The organism is Mycobacterium sp. NGS49, from assembly GCF_059812565.1.
In genome coordinates this window covers 42,829-66,172 of the sequence record NZ_JCALCX010000009.1, presented here as the reverse complement: position 1 = coordinate 66,172, position 23,344 = coordinate 42,829, and the positions used below count along the sequence as shown (strand labels likewise).

25 protein-coding genes and 1 pseudogene are annotated in these 23,344 nt (G+C 66.1%); 19 read left to right on the top strand and 7 right to left on the bottom strand.

The genetic code is table 11. The features are described from left to right. The first annotated feature begins 9 nt into the window (after nucleotides 1-9). From crtI to AC5Y7D_RS11370, 11 genes and pseudogenes are all read left to right on the top strand, one after another. Complete coding sequence (gene crtI / locus AC5Y7D_RS11420; protein WP_499923989.1) at nucleotides 10-1,530, top strand: phytoene desaturase family protein; 1,521 nt, start codon at nucleotides 10-12, stop codon at nucleotides 1,528-1,530. Then, a complete protein-coding gene (locus AC5Y7D_RS11415; protein ID WP_499923986.1) occupies nucleotides 1,527-2,480 on the top strand; it encodes a phytoene/squalene synthase family protein in 954 nt (317 codons plus the stop codon). Before crtI ends, AC5Y7D_RS11415 begins: the two co-directional genes overlap by 4 nt. Beyond that, on the top strand, nucleotides 2,477-2,800 hold the full coding sequence (locus AC5Y7D_RS11410) for a lycopene cyclase domain-containing protein (protein ID WP_499923983.1): 324 nt from the start codon (nucleotides 2,477-2,479) through the stop codon (nucleotides 2,798-2,800). The genes AC5Y7D_RS11415 and AC5Y7D_RS11410 overlap by 4 nt, the downstream gene beginning before the upstream one ends. Then, on the top strand, nucleotides 2,797-3,108 hold the full coding sequence (locus AC5Y7D_RS11405) for a lycopene cyclase domain-containing protein (protein WP_499923980.1): 312 nt from the start codon (nucleotides 2,797-2,799) through the stop codon (nucleotides 3,106-3,108). Before AC5Y7D_RS11410 ends, AC5Y7D_RS11405 begins: the two co-directional genes overlap by 4 nt. 2 nt (nucleotides 3,109-3,110) lie before the next feature. Beyond that, complete coding sequence (locus tag AC5Y7D_RS11400; RefSeq protein ID WP_499923979.1) at nucleotides 3,111-3,830, top strand: class I SAM-dependent methyltransferase; 720 nt, start codon at nucleotides 3,111-3,113, stop codon at nucleotides 3,828-3,830. Further along, nucleotides 3,827-5,356 (top strand): FAD-dependent oxidoreductase, encoded by a 1,530-nt coding sequence (locus tag AC5Y7D_RS11395; RefSeq protein ID WP_499923975.1) that lies wholly within the window; start codon nucleotides 3,827-3,829, stop codon nucleotides 5,354-5,356. Before AC5Y7D_RS11400 ends, AC5Y7D_RS11395 begins: the two co-directional genes overlap by 4 nt. After that, a complete protein-coding gene (locus AC5Y7D_RS11390) occupies nucleotides 5,353-6,348 on the top strand; it encodes a DUF5914 domain-containing protein (protein WP_499923974.1) in 996 nt (331 codons plus the stop codon). Before AC5Y7D_RS11395 ends, AC5Y7D_RS11390 begins: the two co-directional genes overlap by 4 nt. Before the next feature lie 39 nt (nucleotides 6,349-6,387). After that, nucleotides 6,388-6,756 carry a DUF2784 domain-containing protein gene (locus AC5Y7D_RS11385; protein ID WP_499923972.1) on the top strand — a complete coding sequence of 123 codons (369 nt, stop codon included), beginning with the start codon at nucleotides 6,388-6,390 and terminating at the stop codon, nucleotides 6,754-6,756. 54 nt (nucleotides 6,757-6,810) lie between these two features. Beyond that, nucleotides 6,811-7,008: a hypervirulence associated TUDOR domain-containing protein gene (locus AC5Y7D_RS11380; protein ID WP_499924173.1), complete on the top strand. Its 198-nt coding sequence runs from the start codon at nucleotides 6,811-6,813 to the stop codon at nucleotides 7,006-7,008. A gap of 53 nt (nucleotides 7,009-7,061) precedes the next feature. Next, nucleotides 7,062-7,367, top strand: a pseudogene (locus AC5Y7D_RS11375) (DUF3140 domain-containing protein); the annotation flags it as partial. Between the two features lie 55 nt (nucleotides 7,368-7,422). After that, entirely contained in the window at nucleotides 7,423-8,010 is a 588-nt protein-coding gene (locus tag AC5Y7D_RS11370) for a MarR family winged helix-turn-helix transcriptional regulator (protein ID WP_499923969.1), read from the top strand. Here AC5Y7D_RS11370 and AC5Y7D_RS11365 read toward each other — a convergent pair. From AC5Y7D_RS11365 to AC5Y7D_RS11355, 3 genes are read right to left on the bottom strand one after another with little or no spacing between them, the layout of a single operon-like run. Beyond that, nucleotides 7,939-9,231, bottom strand: a complete 1,293-nt coding sequence (locus AC5Y7D_RS11365; RefSeq protein ID WP_499923967.1) for a glycosyltransferase — start codon at nucleotides 9,229-9,231, stop codon at nucleotides 7,939-7,941. The genes AC5Y7D_RS11370 and AC5Y7D_RS11365 overlap by 72 nt on opposite strands. 7 nt (nucleotides 9,232-9,238) lie before the next feature. Further along, nucleotides 9,239-10,264 (bottom strand): type 2 isopentenyl-diphosphate Delta-isomerase, encoded by a 1,026-nt coding sequence (gene fni, locus AC5Y7D_RS11360; protein WP_499924172.1) that lies wholly within the window; start codon nucleotides 10,262-10,264, stop codon nucleotides 9,239-9,241. Between the two features lie 49 nt (nucleotides 10,265-10,313). After that, a complete protein-coding gene (locus AC5Y7D_RS11355; RefSeq protein ID WP_499923966.1) occupies nucleotides 10,314-10,910 on the bottom strand; it encodes an SOUL family heme-binding protein in 597 nt (198 codons plus the stop codon). Nucleotides 10,911-11,380: 470 nt separating this feature from the next. On the opposite strand from AC5Y7D_RS11355, the gene AC5Y7D_RS11350 reads away from it, so the two are divergent. The 3 genes from AC5Y7D_RS11350 to AC5Y7D_RS11340 all read left to right on the top strand — a co-directional run bounded on the left by AC5Y7D_RS11350 (nucleotide 11,381) and on the right by AC5Y7D_RS11340 (nucleotide 14,578). Continuing rightward, nucleotides 11,381-11,764: an STAS domain-containing protein gene (locus tag AC5Y7D_RS11350; protein ID WP_499923965.1), complete on the top strand. Its 384-nt coding sequence runs from the start codon at nucleotides 11,381-11,383 to the stop codon at nucleotides 11,762-11,764. Nucleotides 11,765-11,793: 29 nt separating this feature from the next. Beyond that, nucleotides 11,794-12,177 carry a hypothetical protein gene (locus tag AC5Y7D_RS11345; protein WP_499924171.1) on the top strand — a complete coding sequence of 128 codons (384 nt, stop codon included), beginning with the start codon at nucleotides 11,794-11,796 and terminating at the stop codon, nucleotides 12,175-12,177. Between the two features lie 142 nt (nucleotides 12,178-12,319). Then, nucleotides 12,320-14,578, top strand: coding sequence for an MMPL family transporter (locus AC5Y7D_RS11340; protein WP_499923962.1), 2,259 nt, complete (start codon nucleotides 12,320-12,322; stop codon nucleotides 14,576-14,578). Here AC5Y7D_RS11340 and AC5Y7D_RS11335 read toward each other — a convergent pair. After that, nucleotides 14,548-15,057 carry a MarR family winged helix-turn-helix transcriptional regulator gene (locus tag AC5Y7D_RS11335; protein WP_499923960.1) on the bottom strand — a complete coding sequence of 170 codons (510 nt, stop codon included), beginning with the start codon at nucleotides 15,055-15,057 and terminating at the stop codon, nucleotides 14,548-14,550. The genes AC5Y7D_RS11340 and AC5Y7D_RS11335 overlap by 31 nt on opposite strands. A gap of 59 nt (nucleotides 15,058-15,116) precedes the next feature. Between AC5Y7D_RS11335 and AC5Y7D_RS11330 the strand changes: the two genes are divergently transcribed. The 4 genes from AC5Y7D_RS11330 to AC5Y7D_RS11315 all read left to right on the top strand — a co-directional run bounded on the left by AC5Y7D_RS11330 (nucleotide 15,117) and on the right by AC5Y7D_RS11315 (nucleotide 19,678). Further along, a complete protein-coding gene (locus AC5Y7D_RS11330; RefSeq protein ID WP_499923959.1) occupies nucleotides 15,117-17,204 on the top strand; it encodes an MMPL family transporter in 2,088 nt (695 codons plus the stop codon). Beyond that, nucleotides 17,197-17,676 carry a TspO/MBR family protein gene (locus tag AC5Y7D_RS11325; RefSeq protein ID WP_499923957.1) on the top strand — a complete coding sequence of 160 codons (480 nt, stop codon included), beginning with the start codon at nucleotides 17,197-17,199 and terminating at the stop codon, nucleotides 17,674-17,676. The genes AC5Y7D_RS11330 and AC5Y7D_RS11325 overlap by 8 nt, the downstream gene beginning before the upstream one ends. Before the next feature lie 11 nt (nucleotides 17,677-17,687). Beyond that, complete coding sequence (locus AC5Y7D_RS11320; protein ID WP_499923956.1) at nucleotides 17,688-19,022, top strand: cryptochrome/photolyase family protein; 1,335 nt, start codon at nucleotides 17,688-17,690, stop codon at nucleotides 19,020-19,022. 110 nt (nucleotides 19,023-19,132) lie between these two features. Beyond that, a complete protein-coding gene (locus AC5Y7D_RS11315) occupies nucleotides 19,133-19,678 on the top strand; it encodes an anti-apoptotic protein (RefSeq protein WP_499923954.1) in 546 nt (181 codons plus the stop codon). A 145-nt stretch (nucleotides 19,679-19,823) separates the two neighbouring features. Here AC5Y7D_RS11315 and AC5Y7D_RS11310 read toward each other — a convergent pair whose 3' ends face one another. Beyond that, nucleotides 19,824-20,459, bottom strand: a complete 636-nt coding sequence (locus tag AC5Y7D_RS11310) for a hypothetical protein (RefSeq protein ID WP_499923953.1) — start codon at nucleotides 20,457-20,459, stop codon at nucleotides 19,824-19,826. 95 nt (nucleotides 20,460-20,554) lie between these two features. Further along, entirely contained in the window at nucleotides 20,555-21,292 is a 738-nt protein-coding gene (locus AC5Y7D_RS11305; RefSeq protein WP_499923951.1) for an acyltransferase, read from the bottom strand. Between the two features lie 129 nt (nucleotides 21,293-21,421). On the opposite strand from AC5Y7D_RS11305, the gene AC5Y7D_RS11300 reads away from it, so the two are divergent. Then, the gene (locus AC5Y7D_RS11300; RefSeq protein WP_499923950.1) at nucleotides 21,422-22,648 is read left to right on the top strand and encodes an outer membrane protein assembly factor BamB family protein; all 1,227 of its coding nucleotides are present in this window, start codon (nucleotides 21,422-21,424) and stop codon (nucleotides 22,646-22,648) included. A 4-nt stretch (nucleotides 22,649-22,652) separates the two neighbouring features. On the opposite strand, the gene AC5Y7D_RS11295 is transcribed toward AC5Y7D_RS11300, so the two are convergent. Beyond that, entirely contained in the window at nucleotides 22,653-23,336 is a 684-nt protein-coding gene (locus AC5Y7D_RS11295) for an esterase (protein WP_499923948.1), read from the bottom strand. Between the last annotated feature and the right edge of the window lie 8 nt (nucleotides 23,337-23,344).

Genomic DNA, 23,344 nt, shown 5'->3' with positions numbered 1-23,344 from the left:
GTGGTTTTGATGCGTACGGTGAATGGTCGGACCGACCGGGTCGTCGTGGTGGGTGCGGGTTTCGCCGGACTGTCGGCGGCGCTGCATCTGGCCGGCCGGGGGCGAGAAGTCACGGTGGTCGAACGGGAGGACTGGCCGGGCGGACGCGCGGGGCGCCGTGACATCGGCGGCTACCGGATCGACACCGGGCCGACGGTGCTCACCATGCCCGACCTCATCGACGAGGCGTTCGCCGCCGTCGGCGACTCCCTGTCCCAGCGACTGGACCTGTTGCCGGTGGACCCGGCTTATCGGGCCATGTTCGCCGACGGCGCCGGCATCGACGTACACACCGACGCCGAGCGGATGGCCGAGGCGGTCCGGGAGTTCGCCGGCCCGCAGGCGGCCGCCGGTTACCGCGGACTGCGGGACTGGCTGGAGCGGCTGTACCGCACCGAGTTCGAGGGCTTCATCGCTTCGAACTTCGATTCCCCGCTGTCCATGCTGACCCCGCAGTTGGCCCGGCTCGCCGGGCTCGGCGGGTTCCGCCGCTGGGAAACGATGGTCAAGCGCTACATCAGCGACCCGAGACTGCGTAGAGTGTTCACCTTCCAGGCGCTCTACGCCGGTGTGGCGCCGCAGGACGCACTGGCCGTGTACGCAGTGATCGCCTACATGGACACCGTCTCGGGCGTCTTCTTTCCCCGTGGCGGCGTGCGGGCACTGCCCGACGCGCTCGCCGCATCGGCCGAGGACGCCGGGGTACGGTTCCGTTACGGGTCGACGGTCACTTCGCTGGAGCGCAGTGGTGACCGCGTCAACGCGGTGATCACCGCCGCCGGCGAGCGCATCGCCTGTGATGCGGTGGTGCTGAGCACAGAGTTGCCCCTGACCTACGAACTGCTGGGCCGCCGGCCCAAGCGGCTGTTGTCGTTTCGCGCAGCACCGTCGGCCGTCGTGATGCACGTGGGATGTCGTGCCGTCGAGCCGCCCCCGCCACACCACACCATTCTCTTCGGCGACGCCTGGGACCAGACGTTCACCGACATCATCCGCGACGGCCAACTCATGCAGGATCCATCGTTGCTGGTGACCCGTCCGACGGCCACCGATCCGGGTCTCGCCCCGGCGGGACGTGATCTGTTGTTCGTGCTGGCACCGGCGCCCAACCTGGACCGCGGTCGCATCGACTGGTCGAATACCACCGGACCCTATGCTGACAGCATGCTCGAAGCGGTGGAACAGCGACTGTTGCCCGGCCTGCGCGACGACGCCGAGGTGCTGCACATCGACACACCCGCCGACTGGGCGCGGGCGGGTATGGCCGCGGGCACCCCGTTCGCGTTGGCGCACAACTTTGCCCAGACCGGCCCGTTCCGTCCAGCGAACATGGTGCGCGGCATCGAAAACGCGGTGTTGGCCGGTTCGTCCACCACGCCCGGCGTGGGTGTGCCGACCACCCTGATCTCCGGCCGGCTGGCGGCCGACCGCATCACCGGCACCCCGGACCGGTCCGCGGTTCGGGTGGATTTGAAAGCCCCGCTGCCATGATCCGTACCGAGCTCGACGCGGCCGGAATCACCGATCCAGGAATGCGTGCCGCATACCGCCGTTGCCGCAAGATTGCCGCGCAGAACGGCCGCACCTATTTCCTGGCGACCCGGTTGCTGGCTCCCGACCAGCGACCGGCGGTGCATGCGCTGTATGCCTTCGCCCGGCTGGCCGACGACATTCTCGACGAGTTCAATCCCACTCTGGATGCCGCGGCGCGCGGCGAGCGGCTGCAGCTGTTCTCCGACCGCTTCTTCGCCGGTGCAGAGCAGGGCGACGAGCCGGTGCTGGCAGCGGTCCACCACACGGTGTCCCGGTACCAGATTCCGGCCGAGCTGTTCGTTGACTTCCTCGACTCCATGCGCATGGACCTCACCGTCACCGACTATCCGGACCGCGCAGCGCTCAACCGCTATATGCGCGGTTCCGCCGAAGTCATTGGGCTGCAAGTTCTTCCGGTACTGGGAACGGTGACCGACACCGACCAGGCGGCGCCCTACGCCGAAGCGCTCGGCCGCGCGTTCCAGTTGACCAACTTCCTGCGGGATGTCGACGAAGACCTGATGCGCGACCGGATCTATCTGCCGGCCGACGAACTCGCCGCACACGGTGTGGACCGTGAGTTGATGCTTTGGTGCCACATGCACCGCCGCACCGACGCCCGGGTACGCGACGCACTGGCGGAGCAGCACAAGATCACCCGGGAGATCTACCGGTTCGCCGCTGAGGGCATTCCGTTGCTGGCGCCGCGTTCGCGCCCGTGTGTGACAACGGCGCTGACGCTCTACTCCGAAATCCTGGACCGCATCGAGGACAGCGACTTCGCGGTATTCAGCCACCGCGCCACCGTCGGCAAGGCGCGCCGTCTTAAGGTCGCCGGCGGTGCCCTGTTCGAGGCCTGGCGGATCCGCCGCTCACTGCCCGACGGCCGGCGGTCCGGTGCGGCGTGAGCGATCACTGGCAGTATCTGGTCGTGCTGGGACTGTGCCTGCTGATCACCCTGCCGCTGGAAGTGTTCGGAAAGGGCGTGTACCGCCAGCCCGGCCGACTGCTCCGTGCGGTGGTGCCCTTCGCGGCGGTGTTCCTGGTGTGGGATGCCATCGCGATCGCGGCCGGAATATGGTGGTACAACGGCAAATACATCACCGGCATCGAGTTGCCCCCTCGCATACCAATCGAGGAGGTGCTGTTCTTCCTGGTGATTCCCGTGTGCGGCCTGCTCACCTACAGCGCCGTGAGCACCATCCTCGACTGGAGCAGACGTCGATGACCGGACTGGGTTACACCGTTCCGGCCGTGGTGTCGGTGCTGGCGGTAGGCGCACTCGAGTTCACGGTGTTGCACACCGGTTTGTTCCGCAAGCTGGCCTACTGGTTGTCGATGCTGATCGTGCTGGGATTCCAGGTTCCGGTCGACGGCTGGCTGACCAAGCTCAGCGCCCCGGTGGTCATCTACGACGAGCGGCAGACCAGCGGCCTGCGATTTCCGTTCGACATCCCGGTCGAGGACTTCCTGTTCGGTTTCGCGCTGGTCACCGGAGTGCTGTTGTTGTGGGAGTATCAACGTGTACGGCGGTGATCATGGATAAAGCGGGTCTTGCTCGAGGCGATGTGCCGGATGCGTTCGACGTCGGCGCGGACGCATACGACCGGCTGGTGGGTGCCAACCCCGGCTATCACGCGAATCTGCGGCGTTCGGTGCAGCGCATGAGCCTGCCGCGAAACGGGCGCGGGCTGCGGTTGCTCGATGCAGGGTGCGGAACCGGAGCGTCGACGGCCGCGCTACTGGCAGCTGCCCCCGAAGCCGAGATCGTGGCAGTCGACGCATCCCGCGGCATGTTGGAAGCGGCGCGGGCCAAGCCCTGGCCGTCGTCAGTACGCTTCGTCCACACCCCCATCGAAGAACTGAGCGAGCATGGCATCGCCGGGCCGTTCGACGGCATTCTGGCCGCCTACCTGCTGCGCAACCTGGCCGACCCGGACAGCCAACTGCGCACCTTCCGGCAACTCCTCCGGCCCGGTGGAACGCTCGCGGTACACGAGTACTCGGTGCGCGATTCCGCTGCGGCTCAACGCATCTGGCATGCTGTGTGCTGGGCCATCATCATTCCCTCTGGGTGGTGGCGCACCCGCAGCACCACCCTGTATCGGCACTTGTGGCGCAGCGTTCTGAGCTTCGACGGGGCGCAGCGCTTCCGGCGGCGGATGTCCGAGGCCGGTTTCACCACAGTCCGCAGCGAAACCATGCCAGGCTGGGAACGCAACATCGTCCATACCTTTATCGGGAAGGTGCCGCTGTGACCGACCCCCGGACCGACCGTCGCCGCGAGCGTCACCGGGCAACGCCCGGGCTGGGCGATGCGCGCTCGCTGTCCTCGCGCCCCCGTGTCGTAGTCGTCGGGGCGGGGATTGCCGGCCTGGCGGCCGCCACCGGGCTCGCCGAGCGCGGTGTCGACGTCGAGGTGGTGGAGAAGGAACCCTATCTGGGCGGACGGGTGGGCGGCTGGACCGAGCAGCAGGACGGCGCCGACGTCGCGATGAACCGGGGCTTCCACGCCTTCTTCCGCCAGTACTACAACCTGCGGGCATTGTTGAGCCGGGTCGATCCGCAACTGCGCATGCTGACACCCGTCGACGACTACCCCCTGATCGACGGTGCGGGGCGGCGCGACACCTTCCGCGGCCTACCCCGCACCCCGCCCTGGAACGCGCTGGTGTTCGCGTTGCGCAGCCCCACGTTCCGGCTCTCCGACCTGGTCCGCATCGACGCGCGGGCCAGCGCTCCGCTGGCCGCGGTATCGGTGCCCGAGATCTATCACCAGCTGGATCACATGGACGCCGAGACCTTCCTCAAGAGCATCAATTTCCCCGAGTCGGCGCGTCACCTCGCATTCGAGGTGTTCTCCCGCAGCTTCTTCGCCGAACCGACGCAGCTCTCGGCCGGGGAATTGGCGGCGATGTTCCACATCTACTTCCTGGGCTCCAGCGAGGGACTGATCTTCGACGTCGCGAACGCGAATTTCGACGTCAGCCTGTGGAATCCGTTGCGGGACTACCTGAGTGACCTCGGGGTCCGCTTCCGGCTCGGCACACCGGTGCAGCGCGTCGATACCGCTGACTCAGGGTTGCGCGTGCAAACCGGCGACGATGCGATGGACGCCGACGCGGTGGTGCTGGCGGTCCACTTCAACGGTCTGCAACAGATCCTGGCCGCCTCCGCCGGTCTGGGCAACGACCTGTGGCGGGCACAGATCCGGCGGCTGCGCAGCGCACCCTCGTTTGTGGTCCATCGACTTTGGCTGGACCGGCCGGTGAACCCAGACCGGCCGCCGTTCCTGGGCACCGCGGGCCATCCGCCCCTAGACAACATCAGCGTGCTCGAGCGGTACGAGAGCGAGGCGGCCGCCTGGGCCCGCCGCACCGGCGGCTCGGTCGTCGAATTGCACTCCTACGCAATGGACTCCGCCACACCCAGCGACGCAGCGATCGAGCAACTGCACAAGCTCTACCCGGAAACGGCAGCCGCGAAGGTGATTCACCAGAGCGTACTGCGGCGCAGCGACTGCCCGTTGTTCACACCGGGGACCTACACCCGGCGCCCCACCGTCGCGACGCCGCACCCCGGGCTGGTGCTGGCCGGCGACGGGATTCGGGTGGATCTGCCGGTCGCGTTGATGGAGCGCGCCGCCACCACCGGATGGGTGGCCGCCAACCAGCTGCTCGCACGATGGGGCGTATCCGGTCATGACCTGTACACCGTTCCCACTCGCGGCCGTTCTACGCTGTTGAGGTCACTGGCGGAGAAACAGATTCGGGGGCGCTCATGAGCGTCAGCGATCAGTTCCGTGATCGTTGGCCCAAAGACTGGCCACTGCAACTGGTCCCGCGTGCGGTGTGGACTGAGCAACGTCCCACCTACGGTCAGGCTCAGCCGGCAATCATCAACGCCGCGTTGGACCGCTCGCAACGCCGCCGCACCGGAAACTGGTACGTGCTGGCGGCGAGTCGCGACGTACGGCCCGATCGCCCCCATGGAACCCGCGTTGCCGGTGTGGAGCTCGTCGCCTGGCGCGACCGGATCGGCCGATTGACGGTGGGCCCGGCCAGTTGCCCGCATCTGGGTGCAGATCTGGCTACCGGCACGGTGTCCGACGGTGTGTTGTTCTGTCGCTGGCACGGGCTGGCCCTGGACGGCGGCGCCTGCAAGTTGGGCTGGGCTCCGTTGCCCAGCTACGACGACGGGGTGCTGGCCTGGGTGCGGCTGGATACCGTCGGCGGCGACATCCCACTGGACGTGCCGGTGATCCCGGATCGGCCCGGCGGAACCACGATCGCCGCGGTCGCCCGCGTCGTCGGAACATGTGAACCGCAGGACGTGATCGCCAACCGCCTCGACCCGTGGCACGGCAACTGGTTCCACCCCTACTCGTTCACCCAACTCGAGGTCCTTACCACCCCGACCGAGGAAGACGACCGATTCGTCGTTTCGGTCACCTTCCGGATCGGCCGCTTCGGTGTGCCCACTATCGCCGAATTCAGCTGCCCCGAAGCAAGGACCATCGTGATGCGCATCGTCGAGGGCGAGGGGGCCGGCAGCGTCGTCGAAACCCATGCCACCCCAATCGGTCCCGGACCCGACGGGGCCCCCCGCGTCGCGGTGATCGAAGCGGTCGTTGCGCACTCGCAGCGCCCCGGGTTCAAAGCGGCGCTGAAGGTGGCGCCTGTGGTGACGCCGCTGATGCGCTACGCGGCCAACCGGCTCTGGCGCGACGACCTGGCCTACGCAGAACGCCGCTACCGATTGCGCAGCGGCGGCTGAGCATCGCATCGGCCTGATTTCCACTAGGCTGAATCGGCGATGAAGAGAAGATATTTCGCGGTGGTCGCCGCGACGGTGGCCGCGCACTTCGGCTATCTCGCCTACCTGCCGAGCGGTGGGTTTCTGGCGTTGCGCTGGCGGCGCACCTTCTGGCTGCACCTGCTCGCCGTGTCCTGGGGTGTCGGCGTCGTGACGCTGGAGCTTCGGTGCCCGCTGACTGCACTGGAAGAATGGGCGCGCGCCCGAGCCGGCATGGGTCCCTTACCGGACAAGGGATTCATCGGACGCTACGTCGACGGCGCTGTGTTGCCGGCCGACCGCACCGGAACCGCTCAAGCGGCGGCCTTCACCGCCGCCGCGCTTTCCTGGATCGCGTTAATCATCCAGAGGCGACGGGTACCCGGCTGAGAGGCTAACCGACTCCGAGGGAAGCGAACTCAATTGACCGACAAAGACCTGCGCATGGGCGACAGCGTCGAATGGAAGAGCCACGGCAACACCGTCGAGGGCAAGGTGGAGCGCAAGATCACCAAGGACACCGAGGCGGCGGGGCGTACCGTGCGGGCTTCCCGGGAAGAACCGCAATATCTGGTGCGCAGCGATAAAACCGGGCAAGACGCGGTGCACAAGCCGAGCGCGCTGCGGCGCCGGGACGGCTGAACCTCGGCCATATCCGCAAGTGACGACGCACCACTTGGCAGGAATTCCACGAACAGGTCAATATGACGGCGCGCGAACTCGAAGAGTGGCTCGAGACAAAGCAGTCACAGAGTGTGGGTCAGCAGGAAGCAGGCAAGGAGTCCACCGGCCACGCCAGCGGCATGCGCATCGTCGCGATCCTGCGCTCCAAACGCGCCGACCTGAACGACGACGACTACGCCCACATCCGCAAGGTCACCGGTTACGCCAAGCGGCATCTCGCTCAGCGCCCCAGCGGTGATATCGACGACACGGCATGGCGTTATTCGTTGATGAACTGGGGTCACGACCCGACCAAGGGAAAGCGGGCGACCGGCTGACGCACTTCCGGGACAGCACGCCGTACTCTGAATGTCTGATGAAGGGTGCGGGAAAGTGACCATGCGCGGCGCGAGCGAGCCGGCGCCGAATCGGGCGGAGCTGGAAAAGCAGCTGTCGGCCGATATTCGGGCTATCACCGCCCGTTCCGATCGCGTCGGCCGGCACTACGCCCGCGTCAACGACGTCAGCAACAACGACTTCCACGCGCTCCTGCACATCATGGTGGCCGAAACTGCGGGCGCTCCCCTGACCCTGGCACAACTGCGCCAACGCATGGATGTGTCACCCCCGGCCATCACCTACCTGGTCGACCGGATGATCGAGGCGGGCCACATCCGGCGCGAACCCGACCCCGAGGACCGCCGCAAGTGGCTGCTGCGCTACGAAACCCGCGGCATGCTTCTGGCGCACACGTTCTTCAGCCCCCTCGGCGCACATATCAGGGCGGCTCTGGCCGACATGCCGGACAAGGACCTGCTGGCCGCGCACCGGGTGTTCATGGGCATGATCGAGGCGATGTCGACGTTCGAAGACGAGCTGTCCGCGGACGACACCCCTGACGACGATGGCTCAGCGGAACTCGGTCGAGGCGCTTCGACCACCCGACGCCGGGCCGCTCGGTCCGAGGCGCAGCGGGGCTGAGAGCAGTCGCTGCTCGATCAGGTCGGCACCTCGCGCCACACCGCCGGTCGCAGCGAAACCAGCGGCAACGCGGCGGGCACCACCGGCCATCGTCGCCGCTTTCAGCACCGCGGTGCGTAGTCGTGCCGGCGTGAGTCGTCTGGGCGGCAGTCGGGTACCACACCCGGCCACCTGGACTCGACGGGCAACCTCGCCCTGGTCACGGGCGAACGGCACGACGCAGACCGGTACCCCGCGGTCCAGGGCCTTCACCGTGGTCCCCATCCCGCCGTGCGTCACCACGCATACCGCACGATCGAGCACCGGGCCGTGGTGGAGGAACTCGCACACCGTCGCATTCGGCGTCTTCGGCAGGCCTGCCGGCACGCCGGCCGGGAAGGTCGCCACCACGTGCACGGGCGCGTCGGCCAACGCGCGCAGCGCAATGTGACCCAATTTGGCGTCGGCCTGGGCGATCGAGGACGTACTGACCAGGACTATGGGCTCCTCGATGGAGTTCAGCCAATCGGGAACCGGTGCCGCAGTCGGCTGAAAAACGCATGCACCGATGAAGTGCACCGCATCAGACCAGTCGGGGTGCGGGTATTCGAACGGCTCACCTCCGACCGCCAAGAGCAGTGGTGCCCGACGCATCAGCTCATCCACCGAACGGATGGCCGGCGCGCCCAGGGCGGCGCGAAGCGCGTTGATTCTCGGGCGCATCGGGCGATCGAAGAGGAATCGGACGAACGGCCGCATCGACGCGTCGCGGACCCGTCCGATCGGACCGGGCAGGGGCCGCAACCCCGGCCCGAACGGTGGCGACGACCGCGACCGTAAATACGGCGTGAACGGCGAGAATATCGCCCACGGCAGGCCGGCGACCTCAGCCGCCGAGATCGCACCCCAACAGTTCGCGTCCACGATGACGGCATCGGGAGCTACGTCGTCTATCGCGCGGCGGACATCACCCACCTCGATCACCGCGCGTCGGCACAGCACGTCGATGGACCGCTTCAGCACACCTAATGCATTGTGCGCCAACCAGTCTTCCCCCACGATGGCCTCGATCCGGGCGTCGACAGCGGTGGCGCGCACCCCGATCGCGCGCATGCCGGCGACTTCACCGGCCATCGTGCGCAGGTGGACCTGGTGACCGCGCGCGGTCAACTCCTTCAGCAGTGCGGCCATCGGGTAGAGATGACCCAGCGAGGGCGACCCGTAAGCCAGAATCACTGCCATGTTTGGTCTATTCGACAGGCAGCGCGCCGAGGTTGCGCAGGGTCGGCACATCCGGTGCACCACATCCGTGCAGACAGATGCGCAGCTCATCGACGAAGCCCTGCAACCAGGCAGTCGCGGCGTCTGCGGACTCGATAGCGGCGGCCAGCAGTGGACGCGCAACGGCCACCACGTCGGCACCCAGAGCGATCGCCTTGGCCGCGTCCATACCGGTCCGAATCCCACCGGAAGCGACCAGCGGCGTGCGGGGCAGTGCCGCCCGCACCTCGAGTAGCGCCTGCGCGGTCGGTATCCCCCAGTCGGCAAGATCGGGATACCGAATTTCGCCGTAACGAACCAACTGCTCGACTCGCGACCACGAGGTGCCCCCGGCGCCTGCCACATCGATGGCGGCCACCGGCGGTTCGCCGGTCAAGCGCAGCAGCCGGGCAACGGCGGTGGCGCCGATGCCGTGTCCGACTTCCTTCAGCAGCACCGGGTAATCGAGCATCGCTGTCAGATCGTGCAACCGGTCCAACGATCCGGAGAAGTCGGTGTCGCCGTTATGCTGCATCGCTTCTTGTAACGGATTGGTATGCACCGCAAGGGCATTCGCACCGACCCGGTCCAACGCCTTGACGATCTCGGGTATCGCGTCTTTGACGAACTGGGACAGACCGATGTTGCCGACCAGCAACACGTCAGGTGCGACATCGCGCACGGCGAAGCTGGGGGCCGCGCGCTCTCCGAGTGCGCTGTCCAGCATCACCCGCTGCGAGCCGAGCATCATTCCGATGCCCAGTCGTTGAGCGGCGGTGGCCAGGTTGCGATTGATGGTGCCGGCCAACTCGGCGCCCCCGGTCATGGCTCCCACCAGCACCGGCGCCCGCAACCGAGTCCCGAGGAACTCCGCAGACAGGTCGATGTCGGCCAGGTTGGTCTGCGTCAGCGCGTTGTAGGGCAGGCGGTAACGTTCCAATCCCGTCGTCACCCCGTGATATGCCACGTCTCCGTCCCGGCAGGCGTCGATGTGACGGAGCTTGCGCGACGCCATGTCGCGGCGTTCGGCCGTCACGACACTTCAGCCCCCCCGGCCAGCACGGTCAGCCCTCGCTTCGGGGCTTGACCGCAACCGCGATCTCGTTGCGGCGCAATGCCGGAACGGTCCAAGGAGGGTCGTAGAACCACGCGACCGGTTCGTCGGTGGTTTCGATTCCCAGCTCACCCAACGTGCTCATCAGCCGCCTGGTGTGGGACTCGACAGCCTTGCGGGTGGGGATACCGGTGAACCGGTGCACGGCAACGGTGGCCGGCGGCACCGTGACCAGCTCGACATCGCCGTCGTCAGGCGCTGGCAAGGTGTCCATGGTTTTGTGGGCCGGCATGAAGAACTTGATCACCCATTCCCCTTTGCGGCCGGACTCCTGGGCCACCGGAGCGGTCATCTTGACCTTTTCGCGGTCGCCGTTGCCGCCGAAGATGTAGCGCGCGAGGCGGCGGAATCCGACGTTACGCGCCGACTCCTCGTCCGCCACCACTGTCGTCTGAGCTGCGATGCGGTCACCGTAGTGGCGGATCTCCACATCGCGCGTGAGCTTCTCCGAGCTGTGCGCGGGCTCCTCGATGCCGTGTCGGTAACCCACCACCGTGCCGGCAGCTTCGGCGACTTGGCCGACCACTGCGCCAATCGATTTGAGCACGTATCGTCTCTTTCTCTTCGGGGTTCCATCGTGTCGCGGTTCTGCTGCGCCCACAACCGAACCAACGCCGGGGCGGCGCCTCATCCGGAACCTTCAGCATACGCGGACTCGGGTTTTTTGTTAACTAACTGAACGTTTCACTTTGTTAACTTACTTGCTGTCGCCGGCGGCCAGCCGGACTACCCGGCAGGGATGCGCAGAACGAAGCTTCTCCTTCTCCGTCCTGCTTCGCCGGGATCTCTGAATTTGCCTGTACCGCTTGCGGATACCGTCTTGGGACCGGTTGTCGGAAAGCTGCCGACTAGGCGATGTGCACTGATTGCCGCTAAGCTGGTGTCAGTTGAGTCCGCAGCTGAAGACCTCGAGCGCTGGAACAAAGTTCCTGTTGCGCCATCACCATAATTCGATAGGCCATGCCGATGCACGCTGTGGATTCACCAGACCAACGACGCCCCCGATACCGATATGCGGTGAACTGCGGCCGGGCACAGATGTTCGTGTACGCCCGCCGCTTCGCGACCGTGGTTCGAGTGGACGGTGGTGTCGACGCGTCCAACGCCGGACACATCGCCGCCGAAATCCGCCGATTCACCAAGGCCCAGGCTCCCCTGATCATCGACCTCAGCCGTCTCGAATTCCTGGGTATCGAGGGCTTCCAGCAACTGCTCGCCCTCAACCACCAGCACCGGGCGGCCGGCCTGTACTGCAACATCGTCACCGGTGCTGCCGTGCGACCGCTGACTCGGGTGGTGACCGACCATGGATTACCGCTCGTCAAGTCGGTGCCGGAAGCCCTGCAACTTATCGAGGACGCCCTCGCCACCCGGCAAGTGGCTCCCGGACTGGTGCGGTAGCACCGGAGACTGCAATGGAGTCACCTGGAATGCGGGCCCGTCACTTTCCCTACCGCTACGACGCGCGCCTGGCCCCGCTGTGGCTGCCCTTCCGGTTTCCCGGGCAACAGGGTGTGACGCTTACCGAAGACGGCCGATTCGTCGCCCGTTACGGGCCGTTGCATGCCGAATCGCCGCTTTCCGATGTGGTCGATGCTCACGTCACCGGGCCCTACCGCTGGTGGACCGCCGTCGGGCCACGCTTGTCGTTCGTCGACGACGGTCTTACCTTCGGGACCAACGCTCGTGCCGGAGTGTGCGTCCACTTCGATCCGCGCATGCGCCGAGTAATCGGATTTCGGGACCACTCGGCCCTCACCGTTACCGTTGCAGACCCCGAAGGTCTGGTCAGCGCGCTGAAGTTCGGCAGCTGACCGCAACCTGCTGCCCGCTCGAAGAAGATCTGTCGACGTTGTGTGGCTTCCTCAACTAGCCACTTTCACTTCATTAGATTAATGTTTAACAAACTTAATCGTTCTCTTCGGTTGTCGGCACGGGGTCAGCAAAGGACGGTCCATGTTTGCGGCACTCGCCCGAATCTGCGTCGACGCGCCGCGACGGGTGATCGCCGTTGCCCTGCTGGTGATGGCCGGGGCGGCGGTCTTCGGCATTCCCGTCGCCGACAGCCTGTCGGGCGGCGGATTCGTCGACCCCACGTCCGAATCCGCCCGGGCCTCGGCGATGCTTGCCCACACCTTCCATCAGGGCGACCTCGAACTGGTATTGCTGGTCAGTTCCGAAGCGGGCGTGAAAACAGGCACTGCAAACCTGGTCGGCACCGACATCACTCGACAGCTGTCCGAGTCACCGTTGGTCTCCCAAGTGGCCTCGCCGTGGCAACCCCAACCGGCCCCGGGCACGCTGCGCGGTGACGGCAGATCGGCGATGATCATCGCCGCCATGAAGGGTGACGAAAACACCGCGGCCAAGCACGCGCGCACCCTGGCCGACCGCTTCGTCAGCGACCGAGACGGGGTCACCGTCCAAGCCGGCGGATCGGCGATGGTTTACGCCCAGATCAACACACAAACCGAAAACGACTTGCTCCGAATGGAACTCATCGCGATACCGTTGAGTTTCATCGCCCTGGTGTGGATCTTCGGCGGTGTGCTTGCTGCCGCCCTACCGGTGGCTGTGGGCGGGTTCGCGATCCTCGGTTCACTGGCCGCATTGCGCGCGATCGCATTGTTCACCGATGTGTCGATCTTCGCACTGAACGTCACTGTCGCATTGGGCTTCGCGTTGGCCATCGACTACACCCTGCTCATCATCAGCCGTTATCGCCAAGAGCTCTCAGATGGAGTGCCGCCCCGCGAGGCCGTGTTGCACACCATGGCCACAGCCGGCCGAACCGTCCTTTTCTCGGCGCTGACGGTGGCCCTCGCGCTGCTGGGGATGGCCTTCTTCCCGATGTACTTCCTGAAGTCGTTCGCCTATGCCGGCATCGCGGTGGTGGCGTTCGCTGCCGCTGCTGCAGTCTCGATCACCCCGGCAGCGATTGTGTTGCTGGGCGACCGACTCGATGCGTTCGACGTTCGGCGACTCGGACGGCGCATGCTGCGCCGCCCCGAACCATCCGTGCGCCCAATCGAACAGACCTTCTGGTACCGGCTGGCGAAATTCGTTATCAGGCACGCGATTCCGGTGGGCCTGGTGCTGGTAGTGCTGCTACTGGCGCTGGGCATACCCTTCCTCGGAGTGAAATGGGGGTATACCGACGACCGGGTGCTGCCTGCCACGTCGTCGGCGCGGTTGGCAAATGACCGGATTCGCGACGAGTTCCCCACGAACTCCGCGACACGGGTCAAGGTCGTCATTCCCGACACCACCGGACTGACCCACTCAGATCTCGACGCCTACGCAGCCGAGCTGTCCCGGGTGCCGGACGTGTCATCGGTCTCCTCACCAACCGGAACCTTCGTCGGGGGTGAGTCCAAGGGACCGCCGTCCGCACCGGCCGGAATGGCCGACGGCGCCGCCTTTTTGACCGTGGAAAGCACCGCACCGCTGTATACCGAGGCCTCGGAGACACAGTTGGCGCGGGTACACCACGTTTCGCTGCCTGCGGACAAGAAAGTACTGATCACAGGCATGGCGCAGACGAATCGTGACTGCGTCCAAGGCATCACGTCACGCCTTCCGCTGGTGTTCGGCTTCATCGCGGTCGTCATGCTGGTCCTGCTGTTCCTGCTTTCCGGCAGTGTGGTCTTGCCGGTCAAGGCCGTGCTGCTCAACATGCTTTCGCTGACCGCGACCTTCGGCGCGCTGGTATGGATCTTCCAGGAAGGCCATTTGGGAGCTGCGGGGACCACACCGACCGGAACATTGGCGGTGAACGTTCCGGTCATGATGTTCTGCATCGCCTTCGGCTTGTCAATGGACTATGAGGTCTTCCTGCTGTCGCGCATCCGCGAATATTGGCTCGCTTCGCCGCAATCCACCATCGACAACGACGAAAGCGTCGCAATGGGCATCGCGCGCACCGGCCGCGTGGTGACGGCGGCCGCCTTGCTGATGTCGATCTCATTCGCAGCGCTGATGTCCGCCGGTGTGTCGTTCATGCGGATGTTCGCCGTCGGGCTGACGATAGCGATCCTGATGGACGCCACCGTGATCCGCATGTTGCTCGTGCCGGCGTTCATGCATGTTCTCGGCCGGCGAAACTGGTGGGCACCCAAGCCACTCGCGGCGTGGCACCGGCGGACGTTCACCGCCGCACCGACACCCGGCCCACGCCGCGAATATCAGGAATCAGTTGGGCCCAGTTCGGCCTGAAACTGGCGCATCGCACTCAGCAGCGCGTTGAAAACGCGATGGGCGGCAGCCAGATCGGCGTCAGGGAGGTCGGCCATGGCGGTGTGGGTATGTTCTCCGAGCGGGGTGAAGAACAACCGCGCGGTGTTCATCCCCGGTTCAGCGTGGCGCAGGATCACCTTGCGCCGGTCGGCGGGATGGGAATCCCGGCGGATGTGGCCAGAGTCGATGAGGCGGTCCACCAGGTAGGTGATCGCCGCGCCGGATAGTCCCATCCGCTGGCTGAGGTCCCCGGACGTCATCGGCTGACCGGAGGTTTCGGCGACCATGATGTGCAGCAGTGCGCGGAAGTCCGTCGGCCGAACATCGTGCGAAACGGCGAAAATTCGCCCGATCTGGTCAGATTCGGACGACAGCTCACGCAGATCAGCCGCGATCTGCGCTTCCAGTGCGGCCCGTTGGCGCTCCTGCTCTTCGGCTTTCATACCGTTGAGCAGCATATCGGTTTTTTGTCGCAATTTCAGTTGATTAATATTTCAGTTACTGAAATGCTTGGGTTGTGTGGGAGCGATTTGCGACAGTGGTCACCGGACGACGCTCTTGGCTGCTCGCTTTGGGAGTCTTTGTGGTGGCCGCCGGTTTCATGGCACTGGTCGGCGGGAATGCCGCAGCGGGAGAGGCTCCGTTGTCCGTGCCGACCGATTCCGATTCCGCGAAGGTGCAGAAGCTGTCCAACCAGTTTCCCGGTGGGGACCGGGTACCGCTGATCGTGGTGGTACACGGCTCTTCCGCCGACAGTCCGGACGCCCTGAAGCAGGCATGCGAAGGCGCGCGCGACCGGATGCAGTCCGCTGACCATGCGGGCATTTCCGCGGCGCCGGTGCAGGTTTCGGCTGACGGGAAGGCCGCGGTCGGGGTGGTGCCGATCAGCGCCGAGCTGTCGGGTCTGCCCCTCAACGACACCGTGTCAGCGCTGCGCGAAGCCGCCAACAAGGGGTTGCCGCCGGGAATGACGGCAAACGTCACCGGGGGGCCGGCATTCGGTGCCGACATCGCCAACGCATTCAGCAATGCCAACATCACTCTGCTCGCGGTGACCGCATCGGTGGTGGCGCTGCTGCTTATCGCCACGTACCGCTCCCCCGTCCTGTGGCTGGTGCCCTTGATAGTGATCGGATTCGCCGACCGGTTGGCCAGCGCCGTCGGCATCGCGGTCTCCTCACTCACCGGATTGAGCTTCGACGGGTCCACCTCCGGCATCACCAGCGTGTTGGTGTTCGGTGCCGGCACCAATTACGCGCTGTTGCTGATTTCGCGCTACCGGCAAGAACTTCGGCGTGATCGCAATCATCGTGACGCTCTGCGGCAAGCGGTGCGGATGGCGGGACCGGCCATCGTGGCCAGCAACGCCACCGTGGTATTGGCGCTACTCACCCTCATCTTCGCGTCCACCCCTAGCACGCGCAGCCTCGGTGCGCTCGCGGCGTGCGGCCTGTTGGTTGCCGCGGTCTCGGTGCTGGTGCTGCTGCCGCCACTGCTCGCGGTGTGCGGACGGCGGCTATTCTGGCCGTTCATTCCCCGACCCGATGACGCCGGAGAACCGCCGACGGAAACCGGCATCTGGTACCGCGTCGCCGAGTCGGTGGCGCGGAACCCGGTACTGGTCGCCTCGGTCACGATCGTGCTGCTGGGGGTGCTGGCGACCGGTCTGCTCAGCACGCGGATCGGCCTCTCCCAGACGGAGCAGTTCCGCGTCAAGGCAGATTCGGTGACCGGCTACGACGTTGTGGCCCGGCACTTCCCCGCCGGTCTGGCCAACCCCACCGAGGTCATCGCGCCGACCGACAAGGCGCCGCAGGTGCAGCAGGCCATCACCGCCACGCCGGGGGTGGTCTCGGCGAACCAGTCCGGCACGTCGACGACCGGGCTGACCAAATGGTCGGTGGTGACCAGAGCCGCGCCGTCATCGCCCCAGGCATTCAATACCATTGCGGCGCTCCGGCATTCGACCAGGGCGGTAGCCGCTGACGCGGTGGTCGGCGGCCCGGACGCGCAGGCGCTCGACGCGCGGGACGCGGCCGTGCGCGACCGGACGTTGCTGATCCCGGCCATCCTGCTGGTGATCTTGTTCGTCCTGTACGTGCTGTTGCGGTCAGCGCTCGCCCCGCCGACGCTGTTGGCGGCAACGATTCTGGGTGCGCTGGCTGCGCTCGGCCTCGGCGGTTGGGCGAGCATGCACGTGTTCGGGTTTCCGGCGCTGGACAACATCGCCCCGCTCTATGCGTTCCTATTTCTGGCTGCCCTCGGCGTCGACTACACCATCTTCCTGGTCACCCGCGCGCGTGAAGAGTCGGCCGATCACGGCGCACGGGACGGCATGGTCCGCGCCGTGTCTGCCACCGGTGGCGTCATCACCAGCGCCGGCATCGTTCTGGCCGCGGTCTTCTGCGTCTTGGGCGTGTTGCCGCTGATCGTCATGACACAGCTGGGCATCATCGTGGGCCTGGGCATCCTGCTCGACACATTCGTCGTCCGCACCCTGGTGATCCCCGCATTGTTCGCCCTGATCGGCGACCGCATCTGGTGGCCCGCTGTCCTTACCAACACCAACACCAACACCAACACCGAAGGAAATAACCATGAATAGATCAACTCTGGCCGGCACCGCCCTGGCCGTCGCTGCGACGGCAATCTCCGGAAGTGGCGCCGGCCCGAACCGGACACCCGGCTGGTACGACCGACTGCGCAAGCCGAGCTACCAGCCACCCGCAGTTGCGTTCCCGATAGCCTGGACCAGCATCTACACCGATATCGCCGTTACCTCCGCCCACACCATCGACCGGTTCCGCGAGGACGGGCGCGACGACGAGGCACGGCAGTATGCCGCCGCACTCGCTGCCAACCTCGCCATCAACGGCAGCTGGAGCTGGCTGTTTTTCCGCTATCACAAGCTGGGCACCTCAGCGCTGGTATGCGCGGCACTGACCGCCAGCAGCGCAGATCTGGTTCGCCGGGCCGTCGACGCTGACCCCGGCAAGGGATGGGCGTTACTGCCATATCCATTGTGGTGCGGATTCGCCACCGTATTGGCCACGCACATCTGGCGGCTCAACCGCTAGGGGGGCCAAATATGCCGGCGATCTTATGGTTTCGACGCGACCTGCGGGTGCGCGATCATCCCGCGCTTGCGGCTGCATCGGAGAACGATCAGGTGCTGGCCTGCTTCGTGCTGGATCCGCGTCTCGAGGCTTCGTCGGGTCCGCGACGCCTGCAGTTCCTCGGCGACTCGCTACGGGAACTCAATGACGCTCTCGACGGCCACCTACTGGTGACCCGCGGACGTCCCGAAGAGCGTATTGGCGCACTTGCCAGGGAGATCGACGCTTCGTCGGTGCACGTCTCCGAGGATTTCACGCCGTTCGGACGGCGCCGCGACGAGCGGGTCCGTGCCGCATTGGGCCCGGTCCCGCTGGTGGCCACGGGCTCGCCATACCTGGTTTCACCCGGGCGGGTCATCAAGGACGACGGCACGCCGTACAAGGTGTTCACGCCGTTCTTCGGCAGATGGCGGGAAACGGGATGGCGGTCCCCCGCGCAGACAGGCGCCGATTCGGCCCGCTGGCTCAATCCGTCGGACGTCGAGGCCGGCAACCGGGCCGAGATTCCCGATCCCGGCGTCGCGCTGGATGTGAATGCCGGCGAGGCGGCTGCCCTTGCACAGTGGGCGACCTTCCTCGACCGGGGATTGCAGAGCTACGCCGAGGACCGCAACCGGCCGGACCTGCCGGGCACCAGCCGCATGTCCGCACACCTGAAGTTCGGCACCATCCACCCCCGGACTCTCGTTGCGGACCTCGACGGCGGGCGGAAAGGCGACTCAGCGTTTCTGCGCGAGTTGGCCTTCCGCGACTTCTATGCCGCGGTGTTGCATCACTGGCCGGACAGCGTCTGGTGGAACTGGAACCGCGACTTCGACGCCATCGACACCGACACCGACACGCAGGCCCAAGGCCGGTTCGAGGCCTGGAAAGCTGGTGAGACCGGCTACCCGTTCGTGGACGCCGGGATGCGTCAATTGCGGGAGACCGGATACATGCACAACCGGGTGCGCATGGTGGTCGCGTCGTTTCTGGTCAAGGACCTCCACCTGCCGTGGCAATGGGGGGCCCGCTGGTTTCTCGAGCAGCTGGTGGACGGCGACATGGCCAACAATCAACACGGCTGGCAGTGGAGCGCCGGCTGCGGCACCGACGCGGCGCCGTACTTCCGGGTGTTCAACCCGAACAAGCAGGGCGAAAAGTTCGATCCCTCAGGCGATTACATCCGGCGATGGGTACCCGAGCTGGCCGACGCCACGGACGTCCACCTCGTCAAGGGCGAACGGCCGGAAGGTTATCCCGCACCCATCGTCGACCACGCCGCCGAGCGGACCGAAGCCCTGCGCCGCTACCGCGACATCGGCTGATCCGGCGGGAAGGTTCCGCAGTTTTGCCCGATCGCTTTCCTGATGGTCTGCGGCGTGCAATTATCTCCCCGACTCTTGTCGGGTTTTGCACACGCCAGGGAGGCGGCGATATGGCTCGGTTCGTACGGACGTTGGTGGTCTCGGGTGCCGCTGTCGGCCTGATGGCCAGCGCCGGAGCCTGCTCCTGTTCGGTCGGGTCGTCGGGTCCGAAGACGGTGAGCAAGAAGGATGTCGCCGGACAGATCATCACCAAGATGACCGACGCAAACGGAAACAAGCCCAGTTCGGTGAGCTGCCCCGAAGACCTGCCGGCAAAGGTTGGCGCGCAGACCAACTGCGAGATGAAGGTCAAGGACGAGACCTACAACGTCAACGTCACGGTCACCAGCGTCGAAGGCAAGGACGTCAAGTTCGACATGGTGGAGACGGTCGACAAGGACCAGGTCGCCCACATCATCAGCGACAAGCTGTATCAGCAGGTGGGTCAGCGACCTGATGCGGTGACCTGCCCGGACAACCTCAAGGGCTACCAGGGTGCAACGCTGCGCTGCCAACTCACCGACGGCAGCTCCAAGTACGGCATCAACGTGACCGTCACCGACGTGGTAGGCGGCGACGTCAATTTCGATTTCAAGGTCGACGACCACCCGGAGTAGCCCGGACCTGATAACCCCGGATAACCATCGCCGTCGGCATGCCGCGCGGTGGCCGAAATTGAAGCCACGCACACCCGCCTCGGCGTGTCATGTGCGTGGTGTCAGTGTCCCGCCGGACGATGGGCGAGACCAGGCGACGGCCGTGCTAAGCGGGCAGGTTCTTCTTGATCGTGCCGTCCTGCGCCTGAGCGACCGCAGTGGCGAAATCGATCGGAACCACGTCTGCCGGGGGGCTTTCGAAGTGCAGGGTGACCGACGCCCTGCCCTCGGTGAACAACAGCACCGTCACCGCTTTCGACTTGTCCGGCGACGTTCCCGCCACCAGCGTTCCCCCGTTGCCGACGGAAACGGGCTGCGGGGTGCCGCCGACCACCGTGCTGTCGATGGAACCCAGCGTGCCGTTCATGGCGTTGACCGCAGCCGCGGGGTCCGGCAGGACGAATATGTTGACACTGATGATGTTGTCGCCGGCCGAATTCTTGAATGTGCCCTGCGCTCCCGGCGTCCCGTCGGTCGGAGTGGCCGGCTGGCCCACGGTGAAGGGGGTCCCCGATAAGGCGCTGATGTCGGTGGCCGGAACCACCAGGTTGGTGTAGTCAGCAGGCGCGCCTGTCGGAGAGGTCGCCGTGGCCGATGCCGACGACCCGGCGCTGGTCGAGCCTGATGACGACGCCACCGATGACGGAGACGCGTTGTCGGACTTGCTGTCGCATGCCGGCACCAAGGTGCCCAGAGCTATGGCCGCCGCCACACCCACCACTGCAATAGTCGGCTTGTTCATCCGCGCTCCCATCGTGTGCTTACGGCAAGGAGGGCGAGATACGCGGTCCCCGGTAGGGTTGATAGAACAGCATGGTGAGCGGGTCTGCAACCCTGCTACTGGGCGGCCTTCTTGCGTTCGATGTCGGCAAGCGCGGCAGCCAGTTCAGCGCGTTGGGCGGCTGACGTCTCCCAGGACAGCTTGCGGTTCTTGACCACCTTGGCCGGGGCGCCGACCGCGATCGAATAGTCCGGGATGACACCCCGCACCACCGCGTGCGAGCCCAGCACGCACCCCCGGCCGACGGCTGTGCCGCGAAGCACCGAGACCTTCACCCCGATCCAGGTGTCCGGGCCGATCCGCACCGGCGACTTGATGATGCCCTGGTCTTTGATCGGCAGGGTGATGTCGTCCATCCGGTGGTCGAAATCGCAGACGTAGCACCAGTCCGCCATCAACGCGGAGTCACCGAGTTCGATGTCGAGGTAGCAGTTGATGACGTTGTCGCGGCCCAGCACGACCTTGTCGCCGAACCGCAGCGACCCCTCGTGCGCCCGGATGGTGTTCTTGTCCCCGATGTGCACCCAACGGCCGATCTCCAGCTGGGCCAGTTCCGGTGTGCAGTGGATCTCGACACCCTTGCCCAGGAACACCATGCCGCGGGTGATGATGTGCGGATTCTGCAGCTTGAACTTCAGCAAGCGCCAATATCGCACCAGGTACCACGGCGTGTATGCCTTATTGCGCAGCACCCACTTCAGCGAGGCCGGCGTCAGGAATTTCGCCTGGCGCGGGTCTCTGAGCCGCCCTCCGCGCCATCGGCGATGCAGCGGAGCACCCCACATGCTCGTCATGTGCGGAAGCCTACCGACGATGCCGCACGGGCTAACGGCGGGCTGCGGCGTCGGGCGATCCCCGCAAAGCTCGACGGGTTACCCTCACGTGTGCTCGTGCGACGTCTTCTGACGCCTGTTCTGGCGGCCATGCTCATCCTCGCGCTCGGCGGCTGCGGCAATACCGACTCCTGGGTGGATGCGGCACCCGCGCTGGGCTGGCCGGCACAATACGGCGACGCCGCCAACAGCAGCTACAGCCCGGCAGCGGGGGCCGGCAAGCTCGTGCTGCGATGGACGCGGTCGGCCAAGGGAAGTCTGGCGGCCGGACCGGCCCTGGGAGCCCGCGGCTACCTCGCACTCAACGCACAGACGCCGGGTGGTTGCTCATTCATGGAGTGGGAGCTCGGGAACGGGCGGCAACGCTGGTGCACCCGCCTGGTGCAGGGTGGCGGTTTCGGCGGTCCGTTGTTCGACGGCTTCGACAACCTCTACGTCGGGCAGCCCGGCGCGATTATTTCGTTCCCGCCGACTCAGTGGACGCGCTGGCGGCAGCCGGTGATCGGCATGCCGACCACCCCGCGGTTCCTGGGCGACGGGCGCCTCCTGGTGAGCACGCACCTGGGCCAGCTGCTGGTATTCGACACTCACCGCGGTGCTGTCGTCGGCACGGCGGTGGATCTGGTGGAAGGCGTTGACCCGGCCGATGCCACCCGTGGGTTGGCCGACTGCGCGCCGGCACGTGCGGGCTGCCCGGTGGCGGCCGCACCCGCGTTCTCGACGGCCAGCGGAACACTGGTGATCAGCGTATGGCAACCGGGTGCCCCGGCCGCGGGACTGGTCGGACTGAAGTACCGCGGCGGCCAGTTCGCCCGAGAGTGGACCAGCGACGCCGTCGGCGCCGGCGTGCTGGGCAGTCCGGTGTTGTCCGCCGACGGGTCCACCGTCTACGTCAACGGCCGCGACCAACGGCTGTGGGCGCTGCACGCCGCCGACGGGAAGGTAAAATGGTCTGTGCCCCTTGGCTTCTCGGCGCAGACGCCGCCCACCGTCACTCCTGGGGGTGTGATCGTGTCCGGCGGCGGCCCCGATGCCCGGCTGACCGCCTTCCGCGATGCGGGCGATCACGCCGAGGCCGCGTGGCGACGCGATGACGTCACGCCGCTGTCGACGTCGTCGGTGGCCGGCGCCGGTGTCGGCTATACCGTGGCCGCCGGCATGTCACTGTTGGTCTTCGATCCGGGCGATGGCCACACCCTCAACAGCTACCCACTCCCGGCGGCCACCGGAACGCCGTTGGGGGTTTCGGTGGGCAAGGAGCGGCAAGTGGTGGCTGCCACCAGTGACGGTCAGGTGTACAGCTTCGAACCGGCCTAGCCGGCTAGACGGTCAGCGGCGGGATCGAGCTGCGCGGCACCTGGACCTGGGTGGCGCCGGCGAACGACGGCAACAATTCGCCCTGGGCGAAGTAGAAGATCAGCGCGTCGTCGGTGATGGCGAAATTCTGGTAGTTGGTGGGGTCACGACCGGCGCCCGGCGAGATGGCCACCCCCAGCCCGGTCTGGTGCTCCAGCTCGCGCTGCACGATCGGGAAGATGGTGTCCAGCGCGTTGGCGTTCGGCGCGAACAGCGTGTCGAAGGTGATGGGCTGCTTCGTGGTGAGGTTGTAGTTGAAGGCCTTGTACCAGTTCGACGGACGGGCCCCGCCCAGATCCTGGAAGAACTTCAGCACCACGCTGCGGGTGTTGTGGGGCGGTTGTACGGCGCTGTGCTGTTCGTTGGTGGCGTCCATCTGATACGGCTGGTCACGCCGGCCCGAACCCTGCGCAACATTGACGAACCCGTCGCGGTTCTGGGTGATGTAGTCGGTCAGTGCCTGCTGATCGGGATAGTCCACAGGGAAGGAGATGTCCAGCGTGTACGTCGGCCCGGATTGGTGGATGTGGCAGATCTGGGCAGTCTCCACCGAGCCGCCCAATGCGGCGCACGATTGCGGCGCGGCGTTGGCCGGCCAGCCCAGCACGGCGGCAACGGCCAGCACCGTGGCCGTCATCAGATAACGCATCATCTGTC